Origin of the sequence: Aliiroseovarius halocynthiae, from assembly GCF_007004645.1 — a bacterium.
Lineage (GTDB): Bacteria > Pseudomonadota > Alphaproteobacteria > Rhodobacterales > Rhodobacteraceae > Aliiroseovarius > Aliiroseovarius halocynthiae.
This window is the reverse complement of the sequence record NZ_ML660019.1, coordinates 1,463,334-1,478,055: the sequence shown is the minus strand read 5'-3', so window position 1 is coordinate 1,478,055 and position 14,722 is coordinate 1,463,334. Positions and strand designations below refer to the sequence as shown.

Below are 14,722 nucleotides of genomic sequence, written 5' to 3'. Positions count from 1 at the left end.
GCCATGAAGCTTAGTGATTTTGACTTTGATCTGCCTGAAGAGCTGATCGCGACCCGCCCCGTACGCCCGCGCACGGCAAGCCGTCTGTTGGTTGCAACTGCGGACTGCCTGACTGACGCCCATGTGGGGGATCTGACCGATTGGCTGCGCCCGGGCGACCGGCTGGTTCTGAACGATACCAAAGTCATCCCGGGGCGGCTGTTTGGGACGCGTACGCGACCGGGGCAGGCTCCGGGCGAGGGGATTGCCCATATCGAAGTGACGCTTTTGTCGCCCGACGGACAAGGTCGGTGGCATGCGATGGCAAAGCCCTTACGCAAGCTGAAAGAGGGCGATGTGATTGTCTTCTCGGACGCGCTGAATGCTGAATTCCTTAGCCGAGACGACGATCAGGCCGTGTTGCGGTTCAATCTGGAGGGCGACGCCTTTGGCGCCGCAATCGAGGATGCCGGCAAGATGCCCTTGCCGCCCTATATTGCAGCCAAACGTGCGGCAGATGCGCAGGATAACGAGGATTACCAAACGGTGTTCGCGCGCAATACCGGCGCTGTTGCGGCCCCGACGGCCTCTCTGCATTTTGACACCGATTTGCTGGCGCGGGTCGCCGCGATGGGCGTTGGATTGACCCATGTGACCTTGCATGTTGGCGCGGGCACGTTTTTGCCGGTGAAGGTCGACGACATCTCGAAACACAAGATGCATGCCGAATGGGGAGAGGTCGGCCAAAACGCAGCGGATCAGATCAACGCGACCCTTGCCGCTGGTGGGCGGGTGATCCCCGTTGGCACGACGGCGCTGCGCCTGATCGAAAGCGCGGCTATTGCGAAAGGGCAGATTGCGCCTTGGACAGGTGAAACGGACATCTTCATTACACCTGGTTTCAACTTCTCGATTGCCTCGGGACTGATGACCAATTTCCACCTGCCCAAATCCACGCTGATGATGCTTGTCTCGGCGCTGATGGGGCAGGATCGGATGCGCCAAGTCTATGATCATGCGATTTCCCAGAAATATCGCTTCTTCTCTTATGGGGACAGTTCGCTTCTGCTGCCTGACGGGACCTGAAGGCCGGAACACGACTCTGCAACGTCGCGAAAAAGCGATCTTTCCTGGGATCTCCGGTCTAGACTGAACCTCTCGGGATTTCGGAGACAGCGATGCTTCAGGTACTTGCAAGCTCTTGGGCGCTTTTGTTGGGCGTTATGCTTTTGATGGTCGGCAACGGGGTGCAGGGCACGCTGTTGGGAATCCGTGGCGGGTTGGAAGGGTTTTCAACCTTCGAACTGTCTTTGGTCATGTCCGGCTATTTCGCAGGCTTCTTATTTGGGTCGCGTATGGCGCCGGTGATGATCCGCCGCGTTGGGCATGTGCGAGTCTTTGCGGCCCTTGGGTCGTTCATCTCTGCTGTGCTTATTCTGTATCCGGCAATGACCGATCCGATCGCGTGGACGCTTCTGCGCGTTGTGGTCGGATTTTGTTTCTCTGGCGTGTATGTCACGGCGGAAAGCTGGCTGAACAACGCGGCTGACAACGAAAACCGTGGGAAAGCGCTGTCTCTTTACATGTTTGTGCAGATGGTAGGCATCATCGCGGCACAAGGTCTGTTGGTGATCGGTGACCCGCAGGATTTTATCTTGTTCATCATTCCCTCGGTGCTGGTGTCCATCGCCTTTGCTCCGATCCTTTTGTCGATCAACCCGACACCCGCATTTGAAACGACCAAAGGTCTAAGCCTGCGCGAGCTTTACACGATTTCCCCATTGGGATGTGTCGGCTTCTTCCTTCTTGGTGGGGTGTTTGCGGCTCAGTTTGGCATGGCCTCGGTCTTTGGCCAGCAGGCAGGGTTGAGCGTCGCGCAGATCTCTGGATTTGTGTCGACCTTCTATATCGGTGGCTTGGTGCTGCAATATCCAATTGGCTGGATTTCAGACCGCATGGATCGCCGCGTCCTGATCCTGATCGTGACGGCCGTCGCGGCTATGGCTGGTTTCCTGCCCGTGCTGCTGTCGTCGAATTATGACGTTCTCTTGGTTGCTGCATTCATCATGGGTGGGATGACCAACCCGCTCTATGCTCTTCTTCTGGCCTATGTGAACGACTTTCTTGAACCGGACGACATGCCCGCCGCGTCGGCTGGCCTGATCTTTATCAATGGGATCGGCGCAATCGCCGGACCGATTATTTCGGGCTGGGTCATGGGCGTTGTCGGCCCCAGCGGGTTCTGGTCCTACATGGCCGTCCTTTTGCTGGCCCTGTTGGCCTATGGCCTGTGGCGGTCGACCCAACGTTCTGCGCCAGCGCCCGCAGATACCGGTGCATATGTGACGATGGCGCCTGCGACCTCGCCTGTGGCGGTCGATATGGCGCAAGAGTTCTGGGCAGAGGAAGCCGAGGCCAGCGACGAAGACGAGAGCTGATCCGGGGGGGGCTTGCAGAAGTCCCCTGTCCCGCTAGGGTGGTGGGACAGGGAGGATGCAATGCCCACAACACAAGAAATCATCCACTTCTGGGTCGACGAGACCGGGCCCGAAGGCTGGTATAACGGTTCCGACGATCTGGATGGCACGATCCGCAACAGGTTTCTGGCGGATTGGGAAGCCGCCCGCGCAGGCCAGCGTGATCACTGGCAAGACACTGCAGAAGGCGCACTTGGGTTCCTGATCCTGACCGATCAGTTTCCGCGTAATATGTTTCGGGGGGATGCGCGATCCTTCGCGACGGATGCCGCCGCTTTGGCCTGCGCTGAAAAAGCCATTGCCGCAGATCTGGACCTGCAAATAGATCTGCCAACGCGGCAGTTCTTTTACATGCCCTTCATGCACAGCGAAGAGATGGCGATGCAGGACCGGTGTATCGAATTGATGCAAGATCGCATGTCTGACCCACGTGGGGCAGGGGATACGCTTCACGCCCGTGTCCACCGCGAAATCATCCGCAAGTTTGGTCGCTTCCCGTATCGCAACGATGTGTTGGAACGGCAAAGCAGCGCCGAAGAAATCGCGTTTATCCAGGGCGGTGGCTATGCAAGCATACGTGAAAAGATGCAGAAGAATGATGCATAGTACGATATTTTCAACGGGTTTCGCTGAGCGACTAGCAGGGTTTCGCTGAGGTAATTGATCCGTTGAACAAAATAGTTTAATGCCAAACTACTTTTTGGATGAGGAGGAGCCACCCATGGCAGGACAGACCTATGATACGATCGTGATCGGCGCCGGGCCGGGCGGCTATGTGGCAGCCATTCGGGCGGCGCAGCTGGGCCAGAAAGTGGCCATTATCGAACGCGAGCATTTGGGCGGTATCTGCCTGAACTGGGGCTGTATCCCAACCAAAGCGCTTTTGCGTTCGGCCGAGGTGTTCCACCTGATGCATCGCGCCAAAGAGTTCGGCCTGTCGGCAGGTAAGATCGATTATGATCTGCCCGCGATCGTGAAGCGCTCGCGCGGCGTTGCGGCGCAGTTGTCGGGCGGTATCGGCCACCTGATGAAGAAAAACAAAGTCACCGTTTTCATGGGCGAGGCGACGATCCCGGCAAAGGGTAAGGTCTCGGTCAAAACGGACAAGGGCACGGAAGATCTGACGGCGAAGAACATCGTACTGGCAACCGGCGCGCGTGCACGTGAGTTGCCGGGCCTGGAAGCTGACGGCGATCTGGTCTGGACCTACAAACACGCGCTGAACCCACCCCGCATGCCGAAGAAGCTGCTGGTGATTGGTTCGGGTGCCATCGGGATTGAATTCGCAAGCTTCTTCAACACGTTGGGCGCTGATACCACAGTGGTCGAGGTGATGGATCGCGTCCTGCCGGTAGAGGACGCCGAGATTTCGGCCTTCGCGAAGAAGTCCTTCGTCAAGCAAGGCATGAAGATCATGGAGAAAGCCATGGTCAAGCAGCTGGACCGTGCAAAGGGTAAAGTCACCGCTCATATCGAAGTGGGTGGCAAGGTCGAAAAGCAAGAGTTCGACACGGTGATTTCCGCCGTTGGTATCGTTGGAAATGTGGAAGGTCTGGGTTTGGAAGCGCTTGGCGTGAAGATTGACCGCACCCATGTCGTGACCGACGCGCATTGCCGTACGGGTGTGGATGGCCTCTATGCGATTGGTGATATCGCCGGTGCCCCGTGGCTTGCCCACAAAGCCAGCCATGAAGGCGTGATGGTGGCCGAGCTGATCGCCGGTCTGCACGCCCATCCTGTGAAACCTGAAAGCATTCCCGGATGCACCTATTGCCACCCGCAGGTGGCAAGTGTGGGTCTGTCAGAGGCGAAAGCGAAAGAGCAGGGCTTTGACATCAAAGTCGGCCGCTTCCCCTTCATCGGCAATGGCAAAGCCATCGCTATGGGGGACCCCGAGGGCATGATCAAAACCATCTTCGACGCCAAGACCGGCGAACTCTTGGGCGCCCATATGGTTGGCCCGGAAGTGACCGAGATGATCCAAGGCTATGTGGTTGGAAAAACGCTGGAAACCACGGAAGAAGAGCTGATGCACACCGTCTTCCCGCACCCGACGATTTCCGAAAGCATGCACGAGGCGGTGTTGGACGCTTATGACCGTGTCATTCACATCTAAGGCATAGAGAAATCAAACAAAAGGCCGGGTCAATCGCCCGGCCTTCTGCGTTAAAGTGCTGCGTGCGCGATGATCATCACAGCGCCAGATAGCAGCGCATAACCCACATCGACGCCAATCGCGAAGCCAGATTTCTTTGCCCACGCCCCAACAGAAGCAGTCTGTGCGGCGACAGCTAGAATGGCAACCATTGCGGCCCCCAAAGCGCCTGTGGTTTCCGTGATCGCGATCACCAGTGCCAGCAGTGATAGCGCGATGATCTGGGCAAGCATGGGCCCCGCGGGCAGCTTCTCAGGTGGCTCAGGGCTGATCCGCGTGCCTTCGGCCCAGCGGCGTTGTAGCCCAAGAAAAGGACCGTAGATCACAAAGCCCAATACGAATGCGGCAATCACGCCGCTGCCAAACGCCAGCCAGTTGATCATGCCAACGCCCCCTCAAGCGAGGTCAGGATCGTGCCCCAACCCTGTTGGTGATTGTCGCGCAGCTCTTCCGTCTCGAAGCGCATGTGATGCAGCGTCAGATCCGTGCCGCCATCTTTTGGTGTCAGATCCAGTGTGACCAGAGAATCCTCGGACGTGCTGTAGGGCGATTCCCATGTAAACTGCAGGCGGTTGGCGCGATCAATCACCCGATATTCGCCTTCATGTGGCAGATCACCTGCTTCTGGCGCGCGCATTACGATGCGGAAACGGCCGCCGACCGTGGCGTCCGAGCTGACCTCGGGTACCGTCATGTCGGGGCCGGGGATCATAAATTTCGCCAGCATCTTCGGGTCCAGCCACGCGTCAAACACGCGCTCGGGCGGGTGCGGGATGTGGCGGGTGATTTCAAGGGAAAGCTCAGTCATTGTCGTCCTCCTTCAAGGCAGCTTCAAGGGCGTCCAGGCGCAGCGCCCAGATCGACCGGAGTTCGTTAAACCATTGATCAACAAGTGAAAGTGGCTCCATCTGAATTTCGATCAGATGTTCGCGCCATTCAGTGCGTCGTGTCACCAGCCCTGCAGCTTCAAGCACTTTAATATGCTTAGAAACAGAGTTGAGGCTGATGTCATAACGCGCGGCAATATCTGTAATCCTCAACGGCCCTTCCTGCGCAAGAAGCGTCAGGATGGAGCGGCGTGAGGGATCAGAAGACGCCTTTAAAATCGCGGCGAGTCGATCAGCTTCTTGTCGTTCAACCATATGGGTGAATAACATGAGGCGGCAAGTCAGTCAACCGTTTGGGTGAATGATGGATTGACAAAGAAAAACCGCGCTCGATCAGACCGGCGCGGTTATTGTGTCCTCAGAAAGAAGGGGGGGCTACCGAACGACCTCGCCGCCGGCCTTATGCCAGTGGCCCAATCCGCCGATGTTGTACACTTCTTCAAACCCCAGCCGCTTTAGGACCTGCGCGCCCTGCGCCGACCGTGCCCCCGATGCGCAATACAGTGCCACGGGTTTTGACATGTCGATGTCAGCGTTGAAATCTGGACCTTTTGGATCGCATTGGAGCGGCATGACTGACAGGGGCACCACAAGGGCCCCTTTTGCTTTCCCGGTCATCTGTACCTCGCCATGATCACGCACGTCGATCAGAGTTATCTCGCCTGCATTGACTTTGGCGACGGCCTCTTTCGGGTCCATTTTCGACCCGCCCATCAAAAATCCAAACATGATACATCCTTTCGCTCTTGTCGCGCCTTACGCTGGATATAATGCATGTCGTTGGTAGATCAATACAGTCCCAGCAATAATATTCAAAATGATGAATGTGTATTTTCAAGTGTCAGGATCTGGCGGATTGTTCCCTTAATGTTCTAACTTTTCCATTGTGCCTGCTTTTTCTTTGCCCTAACGGTTATGCATACAGGAATTGGGGGTCAGAATGGCCGAGCTGAAAGAAATCCAGGTGCGCGGTGCGCGCGAGCATAATCTGAAATCCGTCGATGTGGATATTCCGCGCGATCAGCTGGTGGTGATCACCGGTCTGTCCGGGTCCGGCAAGTCGTCTTTGGCATTTGACACGATTTATGCGGAAGGGCAGCGGCGCTATGTGGAAAGCCTGTCCGCCTATGCGCGCCAATTCCTTGATATGATGGAGAAACCCGATGTTGATCACATCGCTGGCCTGTCTCCGGCGATCTCCATCGAACAGAAAACCACGTCAAAAAACCCGCGTTCAACCGTCGGTACGGTGACCGAGATTTACGACTATCTGCGTCTTCTCTTTGCGCGTGCGGGGACGCCTTATTCGCCTGCCACTGGCAAGCCCATCGAAGCCCAGCAGGTCCAAGACATGGTGGACCGCGTCATGGCGATGGAAGAGGGCACCCGCGCCTATCTTCTGGCGCCCATCGTGCGCGACCGAAAGGGTGAATATCGCAAGGAATTTCAAGAGCTTCAAAAGAAGGGCTTCCAGCGCGTCAAAGTGAACGGCGAGATGTATGAGCTGGACCAGCCGCCCACGTTGGACAAGAAGTTCCGCCATAATATCGACGTGGTGGTCGACCGTGTTGTGGTTCGTGAGGGGATGGAGCAGCGGTTGGCCGACAGTTTCCGCACCGCGCTGGATCTGGCGGATGGGATTGCGTTGTTTGAAACTGCGCCGAAAGAAGGGGACCCCGAGATCATCACCTTCTCGGAAAACTTCGCCTGTCCGGAATCAGGCTTCACGATCCCCGAAATCGAACCGCGCCTCTTCTCGTTCAACGCGCCCTTCGGGGCCTGCCCGGATTGTGACGGTTTGGGCAAAGAGCTGTTCTTTGACGAACGTTTGGTGGTGCCGGATGCGACGCTGAAAGTCTATGATGGTGCCCTTGCCCCATGGCGGAAGGGAAAGTCACCGTATTTTCTGCAAACGATTGAATCGATTGCGAAACATTACGAGTTTGACAAGAACACCCCGTGGAAAGACCTGCCCGCCCATGTGCAGCAGCTGTTCCTGTATGGATCGGGTGAGGAAGTGATCAAGTTCCGCTTTGATGAAGGCGGCCGTGTTTACGAAGTCACGCGTCCTTTTGAGGGTGTGATCCCAAATATGGAACGCCGCTATCGCGAAACGGATTCGAACTGGGTGCGTGAAGAATTCGAGCGCTATCAGAACAACCGCCCCTGTGGTGCATGCGGTGGGTATCGCCTGCGGGACGAAGCGCTGGCGGTTAAGATCGGATCTGGTGATGGGCTTTTGCACGTCGGGCAGGTGGTGGAAATGTCCATCCGCGAGGCTTTGGCGTGGGTAGAAGACGCGCCCAACCACTTGACCGCGCAGAAGAACGAAATCGCCCGCGCGATCCTGAAAGAGATCCGCGAGCGCCTTGGCTTCCTGAACAATGTGGGGCTTGAATACCTGACCCTCAGCCGGAATTCGGGCACGTTGTCGGGCGGAGAAAGTCAGCGGATTCGTCTGGCCAGCCAGATCGGATCGGGCCTGACGGGCGTGCTCTATGTGTTGGACGAACCTTCGATCGGGCTGCATCAGCGCGACAATGACAGACTCCTGACCACGCTGAAAAATCTTCGCGACCAAGGCAATACCGTGATTGTGGTTGAACATGACGAAGAGGCCATTCGCGAGGCCGATTTCGTCCTGGATATCGGTCCTGGTGCGGGTGTGCATGGCGGCGAAATCATCGCTCAGGGCACGCCGAAGGATATTGCTGAAAATAAGAATTCTATTACAGGTCAGTATCTTACCGGCGTGCGTGAAATCGCTGTTCCTGCGAAGCGTCGCAAGGGGAATGGTAAGAAGATCACGGTGAAGAAGGCCACGGGCAACAACCTGCAGAACGTGACGGCCGACTTTCCACTGGGCAAGTTTGTCTGTGTGACTGGCGTTTCGGGTGGGGGGAAATCCACGCTGACGATCGAAACGCTGTTCAAGACGGCCTCGATGCGGCTGAACGGTGCGCGCCAGACGCCCGCACCTTGCGAGACCATCAAGGGGTTGGAGCATCTGGACAAGGTGATCGACATCGACCAGCGCCCGATTGGGCGCACGCCACGCTCGAACCCGGCGACCTATACCGGGGCGTTTACTCCGATCCGTGAATGGTTCGCGGGGCTGCCCGAAGCAAAGACCCGCGGTTATAAGCCGGGCCGGTTTAGTTTCAATGTGAAGGGCGGTCGCTGCGAGGCCTGTCAGGGCGATGGGGTCATCAAGATTGAGATGCACTTCCTGCCGGATGTCTATGTGCAATGTGAAACCTGCAAAGGTGCGCGCTATAACCGCGAAACGCTTGAGGTGCAGTTCAAGGGAAAATCCATCGCAGACGTGCTGGATATGACCGTGGAAGACGCGCAGGAGTTCTTCCAGGCGGTGCCATCCATTCGCGACAAAATGGACGCGCTAATGCGTGTTGGGTTGGGCTATATCAAGGTGGGCCAACAGGCGACCACGCTGTCAGGTGGCGAAGCGCAGCGCGTGAAGTTGTCCAAAGAGCTATCGAAGCGATCAACCGGCCGAACCCTCTATATTCTGGACGAACCAACAACGGGTTTGCATTTTGAGGATGTGCGTAAGCTTTTGGAAGTGCTGCATGAACTGGTCGATCAAGGTAATTCTGTCGTTGTGATTGAGCACAATCTGGACGTCGTGAAAACCGCCGATCACATCATTGATATCGGACCTGAAGGTGGCGATGGCGGAGGGCAGATCGTTGCCAAAGGAACGCCTGAACAGGTTTCAAAGGTATCCGAAAGCCATACGGGCCATTATCTGAAAGACATGCTGTGACGATCAGACAACCAACCGTCGCTGTGTTGGCAATCGTGTTGCGCGAAGGTCAGACAGTCTTGGTGCGACGCAAGAATCCGCCCGATGCAGGGCTTTGGGGGGCCCGGCGGCCGATTGGAGTTTGGCGAGACGCTGGGGCAGGGTGCTTGTCGTGAATTGTTGGAAGAGACCGGGATCACCGCAATACCCGGTCCGCTGGTCGATGTTCAGGAAGCTTTTCGCCCTTTGGATGTCACGAAGGATCAACTGCCTGAGCATCATTTCCTATTGTTGGGTGTTTTGTGCGACTATGTTGGCGAGGAACCTTTGGCGGCTGATGATGCGCTTGAAGCGCGTTTTGTATCGTTTGACGATATTTTCCAATCGCGGCTCGATTTGTGCCCGGGGGTGGGGGATATGTTGCGCCAAGCCGTTTAGCTTCGCGCTTCAATAAATTGATCACATAACGAAAAACGCCCGGGCATTGCCGGGCGTTTTCTGTTTGGTAGGGTGACGTTTAGCCGTCGAAGTCGACGTCCTGAACCAGCTTCAGAGCATCGGCGCGGTGACCGGCTACGTCCATCAGGTTCAGGCCATCCGCCGTGAAGCTGCCCCAGCTTTGCACCAGCGGATCAGCTTCGGTGCCCGGTGCTATCGGATATTCGTAGTTCTGCGAGGCATAGATTTCCTGTGCAGCCGGGGACGCAAGGTATTCCATCAATTTAATGGCGTTGTCTTTGTTCGGCGCATTCTTGGCCAGCGCCATACCCGAGACGTTCACGTGGGTGCCGGCACCTTCGAAAACCGGGAAGACGACGTTTACACTGTCTGCCCAGGCTTTTTGTTCTTCATCGGCCAGCATTTTGCCCATGTAATAGGTGTTGCCGACCGCGATATCACATTCGCCGGCCCAGATCGCCTTGACCTGCGCACGGTCGTTGCCCTGCGGTTTGCGGGCGAGGTTGGCTTTCACGCCTTCCAGCCAGGTCTTGGTTTCTTCCGCGCCGTGGTGTGCCAGATGGGCCGAGACCAGCGCCAGCGTATAGGCGTGAGTTCCCGAACGGGTGCAGATGCGGCCTTTCCATTTTGGGTCGGCCAGATCCTCGTAAGTGGTTACTTCGCCATCGGCCACGCGCGCTTTCGAAGCGTATACGATGCGCGCGCGGGTGGTCAGGCCAAACCATTGGTCTGCCGGGTCGCGATAGGTGGCGGGGATGTTGGCTTCCAGCGCCTCCGATTGCACCGGTTGTGTCAGGCCAGCGTCAACCACTCCGGCAAGACGCGAAATGTCGACGGTGAAGATCAGGTCTGCCGGGCTGCGGGTGCCTTCGGCCTGTAGACGTTCGATCATACCTTTTTTTAGGAAGGCGACGTTAACTGTGATGCCGGTTTCATCTTGAAATGCGTCCACAAGCGGCTGGATCAGCTCGGGTTGGCGATAGGAATAAACGTTCACTTCGTCGGCGCTTGCTGCGGCGGGAGTGAGAGCAGTGGCAGAAGTGAGGGCCAATGCCAGCGTACGAATATATTTCATCTCGCGGGTCTCCTTAGATTTGATGAAGTGCTTAAATCCGAGTCATTTACTAGGGTCAATACCTGATTGAAACAATCAGAGAAAATGTCGCACTTACTTTTGGGACCGTTCATCGGCCTTTTCGGCCTCCCACAAAGCATCCATTTCGTCGAGCGTGGACTGTTCTGGTGCTCGCCCATGCGCGGCAAGGCGGCGCTCTATCCCCTTGAAACGGCGTTCAAATTTGGTATTTGCAGCGCGCAGGGCTTCCTCGGGTTCGACGTCCAGATGTCGTGCCAGATTGGCGACGACGAACAGCAAATCGCCGACCTCTTCCTTAAGTTCTTCATGGCCCAACGTGTCGCGGGCTTCGGCGACTTCTTGCGCTTCTTCGGTCAATTTATCTAAGACCATGCCAATTTCTGGCCAGTCAAACCCAACGCGTGCAGCGCGTTTTTGCAGTTTCACGGCGCGCAGAAGGGCGGGCAGGCCAATAGCCACACCGTCTAAGACGCCCTGTTGGGCCTTCGCGGCCCGTTCAGCCGCTTTAATGGTTTCCCAATCGCGGGTCTGCTGTTCAGCGGATTTATCGCGGTTCTCGCCGCCGAACACATGCGGGTGACGCGCGACCATCTTGTCGGACATGGTGTTGGCCACGTCGTCAAAGCTGAACAGTCCTTTTTCTTCGGCCATTTGCGCGTGAAAGACGGATTGAAACAGAAGATCGCCCAGTTCGCCTTTCAATTCGTCCCATGCCTCGCGTTCGATCGCATCCGCGACCTCATAGGCCTCTTCGATCGTGTAGGGTGCGATGGTCCGAAACTCTTGCTCGATATCCCACGGACAGCCCGTTTCTGGATCGCGCAGCCGACGCATGATTTCGCGCAGGCGGTCCATGCCGCCTTTTGGGTCATGTACAAGCTGGTCGGACGATTTGGTCATTGCATTTGCCCCGTATTCAGGAAACCTTCGCCCCAAAGCTGGAGGGGCCCATGGCAGTTATCAACCGTATCGCTGATTTTGACGAAGATATGAAGGGCTGGCGCCGCACGTTGCACCAGAACCCCGAGTTTGGGCTGGAATGTCACCAGACCGCCGCCTTTGTGTGCGACCGCCTGCGGGAATTTGGCGTAGATGAAATTCACGAGAAGATCGGGGTTTCGGGCGTCGTTGCGATCATAAACGGGCAGGGCGACGGGCCGACCATTGGCTTGCGCGCAGACATGGATGCCTTGCCGATGGATGAGATGACCGGGCTTGACTATGCTTCGCAGAATCAGGGGCTTATGCACGCCTGTGGCCATGATGGGCATACCACGATGCTTCTAGGTGCGGCGCGCTATTTGGCGGAAACGCGGAACTTTAGGGGACGTGTTGCGCTGATTTTCCAACCGGCTGAAGAAAATTTCGGCGGCGCCAAGCACATGTGTGACGAGGGCATGATGGATCGCTTTGATATCAAAGAGGTCTATGGGCTTCACAACCTGCCGGGCGTGGAACTTGGCAGCTTTATTACCTCGCCGGGGCCGCTTATGGCTGCCGTGGACACGTTGCGTGTCAACGTTACCGGCGTTGGTGGTCATGGTGCACACCCGGATGAATGCAAAGACCCGATCATGGCGCTTGTGTCTATGGCGCAGGCCCTGCAAAGCATTGTCAGCCGTAATCTTCCCCCGATGGAACAGTTGGTGATTTCCGTAACGCAGGTTCATGGTGGTACGGTCGACAATGTGATCCCTGAAACCGCTTGGCTTGAGGCGACCATTCGCAGCTTTACGCCAGAAGTTCGGGACATGGCCGAAAAGCGAACGCGCGAGGTTATTGGCGGGCTGGCTGCTGCCTTCGATGTCTCCGCCGAGATCATCTATGATCGCGGATATCCTGCCACTGTGAACCATCCCGATCAGACCGAGGTGGCGCTTGAGGTTGCGCGGGATCTGTCGGGCGAAAGCCGGGTGGATGGGAACGGTGGTGTGTCCATGGGCGCCGAGGATTTCGCCTATATGCTGGATGAGCGTCCCGGGGCTTATCTGTTCTTGGGGCAGGGCGACGGACCTTATGTCCATCACCCAGAATATGACTTCAATGACGAGGTTTCAGCCTATGGCGCCAGTTTCTTCGCACGACTGATCGAGCGGTTGAATCCCGCCACTCAATAATATGATCAAATACCTGGAGTGCGCGGCGCTTATATGCTAGTCACCCTAGGCAATAAGGAGGATTGTCATGGCATTGGAAGACGCCGCGAAGCAGGTGGATACCGCGATCACACGCGACGGATTTAAAGGGCTTTCCTTTGAAAATACCTTTGGGGGAGTGACATCGTTTCTGCGCCGTTCCTACGCGAAGGACCTGAGCAACGTAGACATCGCGGTAACGGGCGTTCCATTTGATCAAGCCGTGACCAATCGGCCCGGAACCCGCCTTGGCCCCCGTGCCATTCGCGAAGCATCAAGCCTGCAATCCCCGGATCCGGCCTATGGCTGGGATTTCGACGTACTGTCGGAATTTGCTATCGCAGACTATGGTGATCTGGCATTCGATTATGCCCATATCGACCAGTTCCCTGCGACGCTTGAGGCGCATATTTCGTCGATCCTTGATCAGGATGCCGCCTGTCTGACGCTGGGCGGGGATCACTATATCACCTTCCCGATTTTGCGTGCGCATGTGAAGAAACACGGGCCGCTCAGCTTGTTGCAATTCGATGCGCATACAGACACGTGGCCAGATGATGACATGACCCGCGTGGATCATGGCACTATGTTCTATAAAGCGGTGAAAGAGGGGCTGATTGATCCCGCACGCTCGGTTCAGGTCGGGATCCGCACCACGAACGAAGACACGCTGGGTGTTAACATCATTGACGCCCGTGAAGTGCATGAAGCCGGCCCCAAAGCGGTGGTGGACAAGATCAAATCCATTCTGGGCGACAACAAGACCTATCTGACCTTCGATATTGATGCGCTGGATCCTGCCTTTGCGCCGGGAACCGGCACCCCGGTCTGGGGCGGGCTGACGTCTGCGCAGGCATCAATCATGCTGCGCGATCTTGCGGGGATTAATGTGATCGGCGGGGATGTGGTCGAGGTCTCGCCCCCATTCGATACCACCGGAGCAACCGCGATTGCGGGTGCGCATGTGGCGATGGAGATCCTGAACCTCTGGGCGTATAACAGGCGTGGTTAAGGCGCGCATTAGCGGGCTTTCTATGACAGTTGAAAAGGCCCGTTTATGAAACTTACCATCTGGATATTTGCGGCAATGGCGGTTTTGGCGGCCTTGCTTGCGATCTATGCCCGCCTAAGACCCCTTGAACCAGCGCGGTTCTCTGATCAGCCCGGCCCGATGGAGCCAGGCGTCCACACGCTTCGCGGCGGTGTGAAATATGTGATACCTCTGTCCGAGCTTTCTGAAGATGCGCTTGCACGTCTTCTGGACATCGTGCGCCAAACGCCCCGCACCACCGAGGTCGCCACCAACCATGGCCATAGCTTCGTGACCCGCTCGCGCGGTTTCGGCTTTCCCGATGTCACGCGGATCTGGCAGGCAGATGGTAATCTGCATATCTATGCACATCTTGTGATCGGAAAGTCAGATCTTGGGGTCAACGGGGTGCGTGTTGGGCAGTGGGATAAAGCGCTGCGGGGTTCCTTGCGCTGAGACACAGCCATCGCCGGTCTCACGCCACATTGGGACGTTCAGGCTCATCTCGCAGCGTGCGGTAAAGGCGCGACCGTTGACATACAGGCAGATCGACTGACCCAGCTCGACCCGGCCACCTGTGCTGTCGGTGCAATAACAGTCGATCACCTTACCGCCCGGCCCGGTCACATCGGCATGGACCGGCGCGGCAATCAGAAGACAAGCAAGCGCGATACGATACGTCATATGGTCAGTCTAACACGCCTGCGCCTCTTGACCAAATCCACGGAATGATGGACA

16 protein-coding genes are annotated in these 14,722 nt (G+C 56.8%); 9 read left to right on the top strand and 7 right to left on the bottom strand.

What is annotated here, in order from left to right:
- The first annotated feature begins 3 nt into the window (after positions 1-3).
- From queA to lpdA, 4 genes are all read left to right on the top strand, one after another.
- Positions 4-1,065, top strand: coding sequence for a tRNA preQ1(34) S-adenosylmethionine ribosyltransferase-isomerase QueA (gene queA / locus FIL88_RS07330; protein ID WP_142853103.1), 1,062 nt, complete (start codon positions 4-6; stop codon positions 1,063-1,065).
- A 92-nt stretch (positions 1,066-1,157) separates the two neighbouring features.
- Positions 1,158-2,417 (top strand): MFS transporter, encoded by a 1,260-nt coding sequence (locus FIL88_RS07325; RefSeq protein ID WP_142853102.1) that lies wholly within the window; start codon positions 1,158-1,160, stop codon positions 2,415-2,417.
- Positions 2,418-2,477: 60 nt separating this feature from the next.
- Positions 2,478-3,062, top strand: a complete 585-nt coding sequence (locus FIL88_RS07320; protein WP_142853101.1) for a DUF924 family protein — start codon at positions 2,478-2,480, stop codon at positions 3,060-3,062.
- 115 nt (positions 3,063-3,177) lie between these two features.
- Entirely contained in the window at positions 3,178-4,572 is a 1,395-nt protein-coding gene (gene lpdA, locus FIL88_RS07315) for a dihydrolipoyl dehydrogenase (protein ID WP_142853100.1), read from the top strand.
- 50 nt (positions 4,573-4,622) lie between these two features.
- On the opposite strand, the gene FIL88_RS07310 is transcribed toward lpdA, so the two are convergent.
- The 4 genes from FIL88_RS07310 to FIL88_RS07295 all read right to left on the bottom strand — a co-directional run bounded on the left by FIL88_RS07310 (position 4,623) and on the right by FIL88_RS07295 (position 6,227).
- Entirely contained in the window at positions 4,623-4,994 is a 372-nt protein-coding gene (locus FIL88_RS07310) for a DUF1761 domain-containing protein (RefSeq protein ID WP_142853099.1), read from the bottom strand.
- Entirely contained in the window at positions 4,991-5,419 is a 429-nt protein-coding gene (locus FIL88_RS07305; protein WP_142853098.1) for an SRPBCC family protein, read from the bottom strand. The genes FIL88_RS07310 and FIL88_RS07305 overlap by 4 nt, the downstream gene beginning before the upstream one ends.
- The gene (locus FIL88_RS07300; RefSeq protein WP_246066637.1) at positions 5,412-5,768 is read right to left on the bottom strand and encodes an ArsR/SmtB family transcription factor; all 357 of its coding nucleotides are present in this window, start codon (positions 5,766-5,768) and stop codon (positions 5,412-5,414) included. The genes FIL88_RS07305 and FIL88_RS07300 overlap by 8 nt, the downstream gene beginning before the upstream one ends.
- Before the next feature lie 105 nt (positions 5,769-5,873).
- Complete coding sequence (locus FIL88_RS07295; protein ID WP_142853097.1) at positions 5,874-6,227, bottom strand: rhodanese-like domain-containing protein; 354 nt, start codon at positions 6,225-6,227, stop codon at positions 5,874-5,876.
- Positions 6,228-6,438: 211 nt separating this feature from the next.
- Here FIL88_RS07295 and uvrA point away from each other — a divergent pair, with 211 nt between their 5' ends.
- Positions 6,439-9,285, top strand: a complete 2,847-nt coding sequence (uvrA, locus tag FIL88_RS07290) for an excinuclease ABC subunit UvrA (protein WP_142853096.1) — start codon at positions 6,439-6,441, stop codon at positions 9,283-9,285.
- Between the two features lie 84 nt (positions 9,286-9,369).
- Positions 9,370-9,702 carry an NUDIX domain-containing protein gene (locus FIL88_RS07285; protein ID WP_142853095.1) on the top strand — a complete coding sequence of 111 codons (333 nt, stop codon included), beginning with the start codon at positions 9,370-9,372 and terminating at the stop codon, positions 9,700-9,702.
- A 79-nt stretch (positions 9,703-9,781) separates the two neighbouring features.
- On the opposite strand, the gene FIL88_RS07280 is transcribed toward FIL88_RS07285, so the two are convergent.
- Positions 9,782-10,798 carry a Fe(3+) ABC transporter substrate-binding protein gene (locus FIL88_RS07280; RefSeq protein ID WP_142853094.1) on the bottom strand — a complete coding sequence of 339 codons (1,017 nt, stop codon included), beginning with the start codon at positions 10,796-10,798 and terminating at the stop codon, positions 9,782-9,784.
- A 93-nt stretch (positions 10,799-10,891) separates the two neighbouring features.
- Positions 10,892-11,719, bottom strand: coding sequence for a nucleoside triphosphate pyrophosphohydrolase (gene mazG / locus FIL88_RS07275; protein WP_142853093.1), 828 nt, complete (start codon positions 11,717-11,719; stop codon positions 10,892-10,894).
- Between the two features lie 50 nt (positions 11,720-11,769).
- Here mazG and FIL88_RS07270 point away from each other — a divergent pair, with 50 nt between their 5' ends.
- The 3 genes from FIL88_RS07270 (at position 11,770) to FIL88_RS07260 (ending at position 14,440) form a co-directional block, all read left to right on the top strand.
- Positions 11,770-12,936, top strand: a complete 1,167-nt coding sequence (locus tag FIL88_RS07270) for a M20 aminoacylase family protein (protein ID WP_142853092.1) — start codon at positions 11,770-11,772, stop codon at positions 12,934-12,936.
- A 67-nt stretch (positions 12,937-13,003) separates the two neighbouring features.
- A complete protein-coding gene (gene speB / locus FIL88_RS07265) occupies positions 13,004-13,966 on the top strand; it encodes an agmatinase (protein WP_142853091.1) in 963 nt (320 codons plus the stop codon).
- Between the two features lie 45 nt (positions 13,967-14,011).
- Entirely contained in the window at positions 14,012-14,440 is a 429-nt protein-coding gene (locus FIL88_RS07260) for a DUF1499 domain-containing protein (protein WP_142853090.1), read from the top strand.
- Here the strand turns inward: FIL88_RS07260 and FIL88_RS07255 are convergent.
- The gene (locus FIL88_RS07255; RefSeq protein WP_142853089.1) at positions 14,372-14,668 is read right to left on the bottom strand and encodes a hypothetical protein; all 297 of its coding nucleotides are present in this window, start codon (positions 14,666-14,668) and stop codon (positions 14,372-14,374) included. The two genes, FIL88_RS07260 and FIL88_RS07255, sit on opposite strands and share 69 nt — an antisense overlap.
- Between the last annotated feature and the right edge of the window lie 54 nt (positions 14,669-14,722).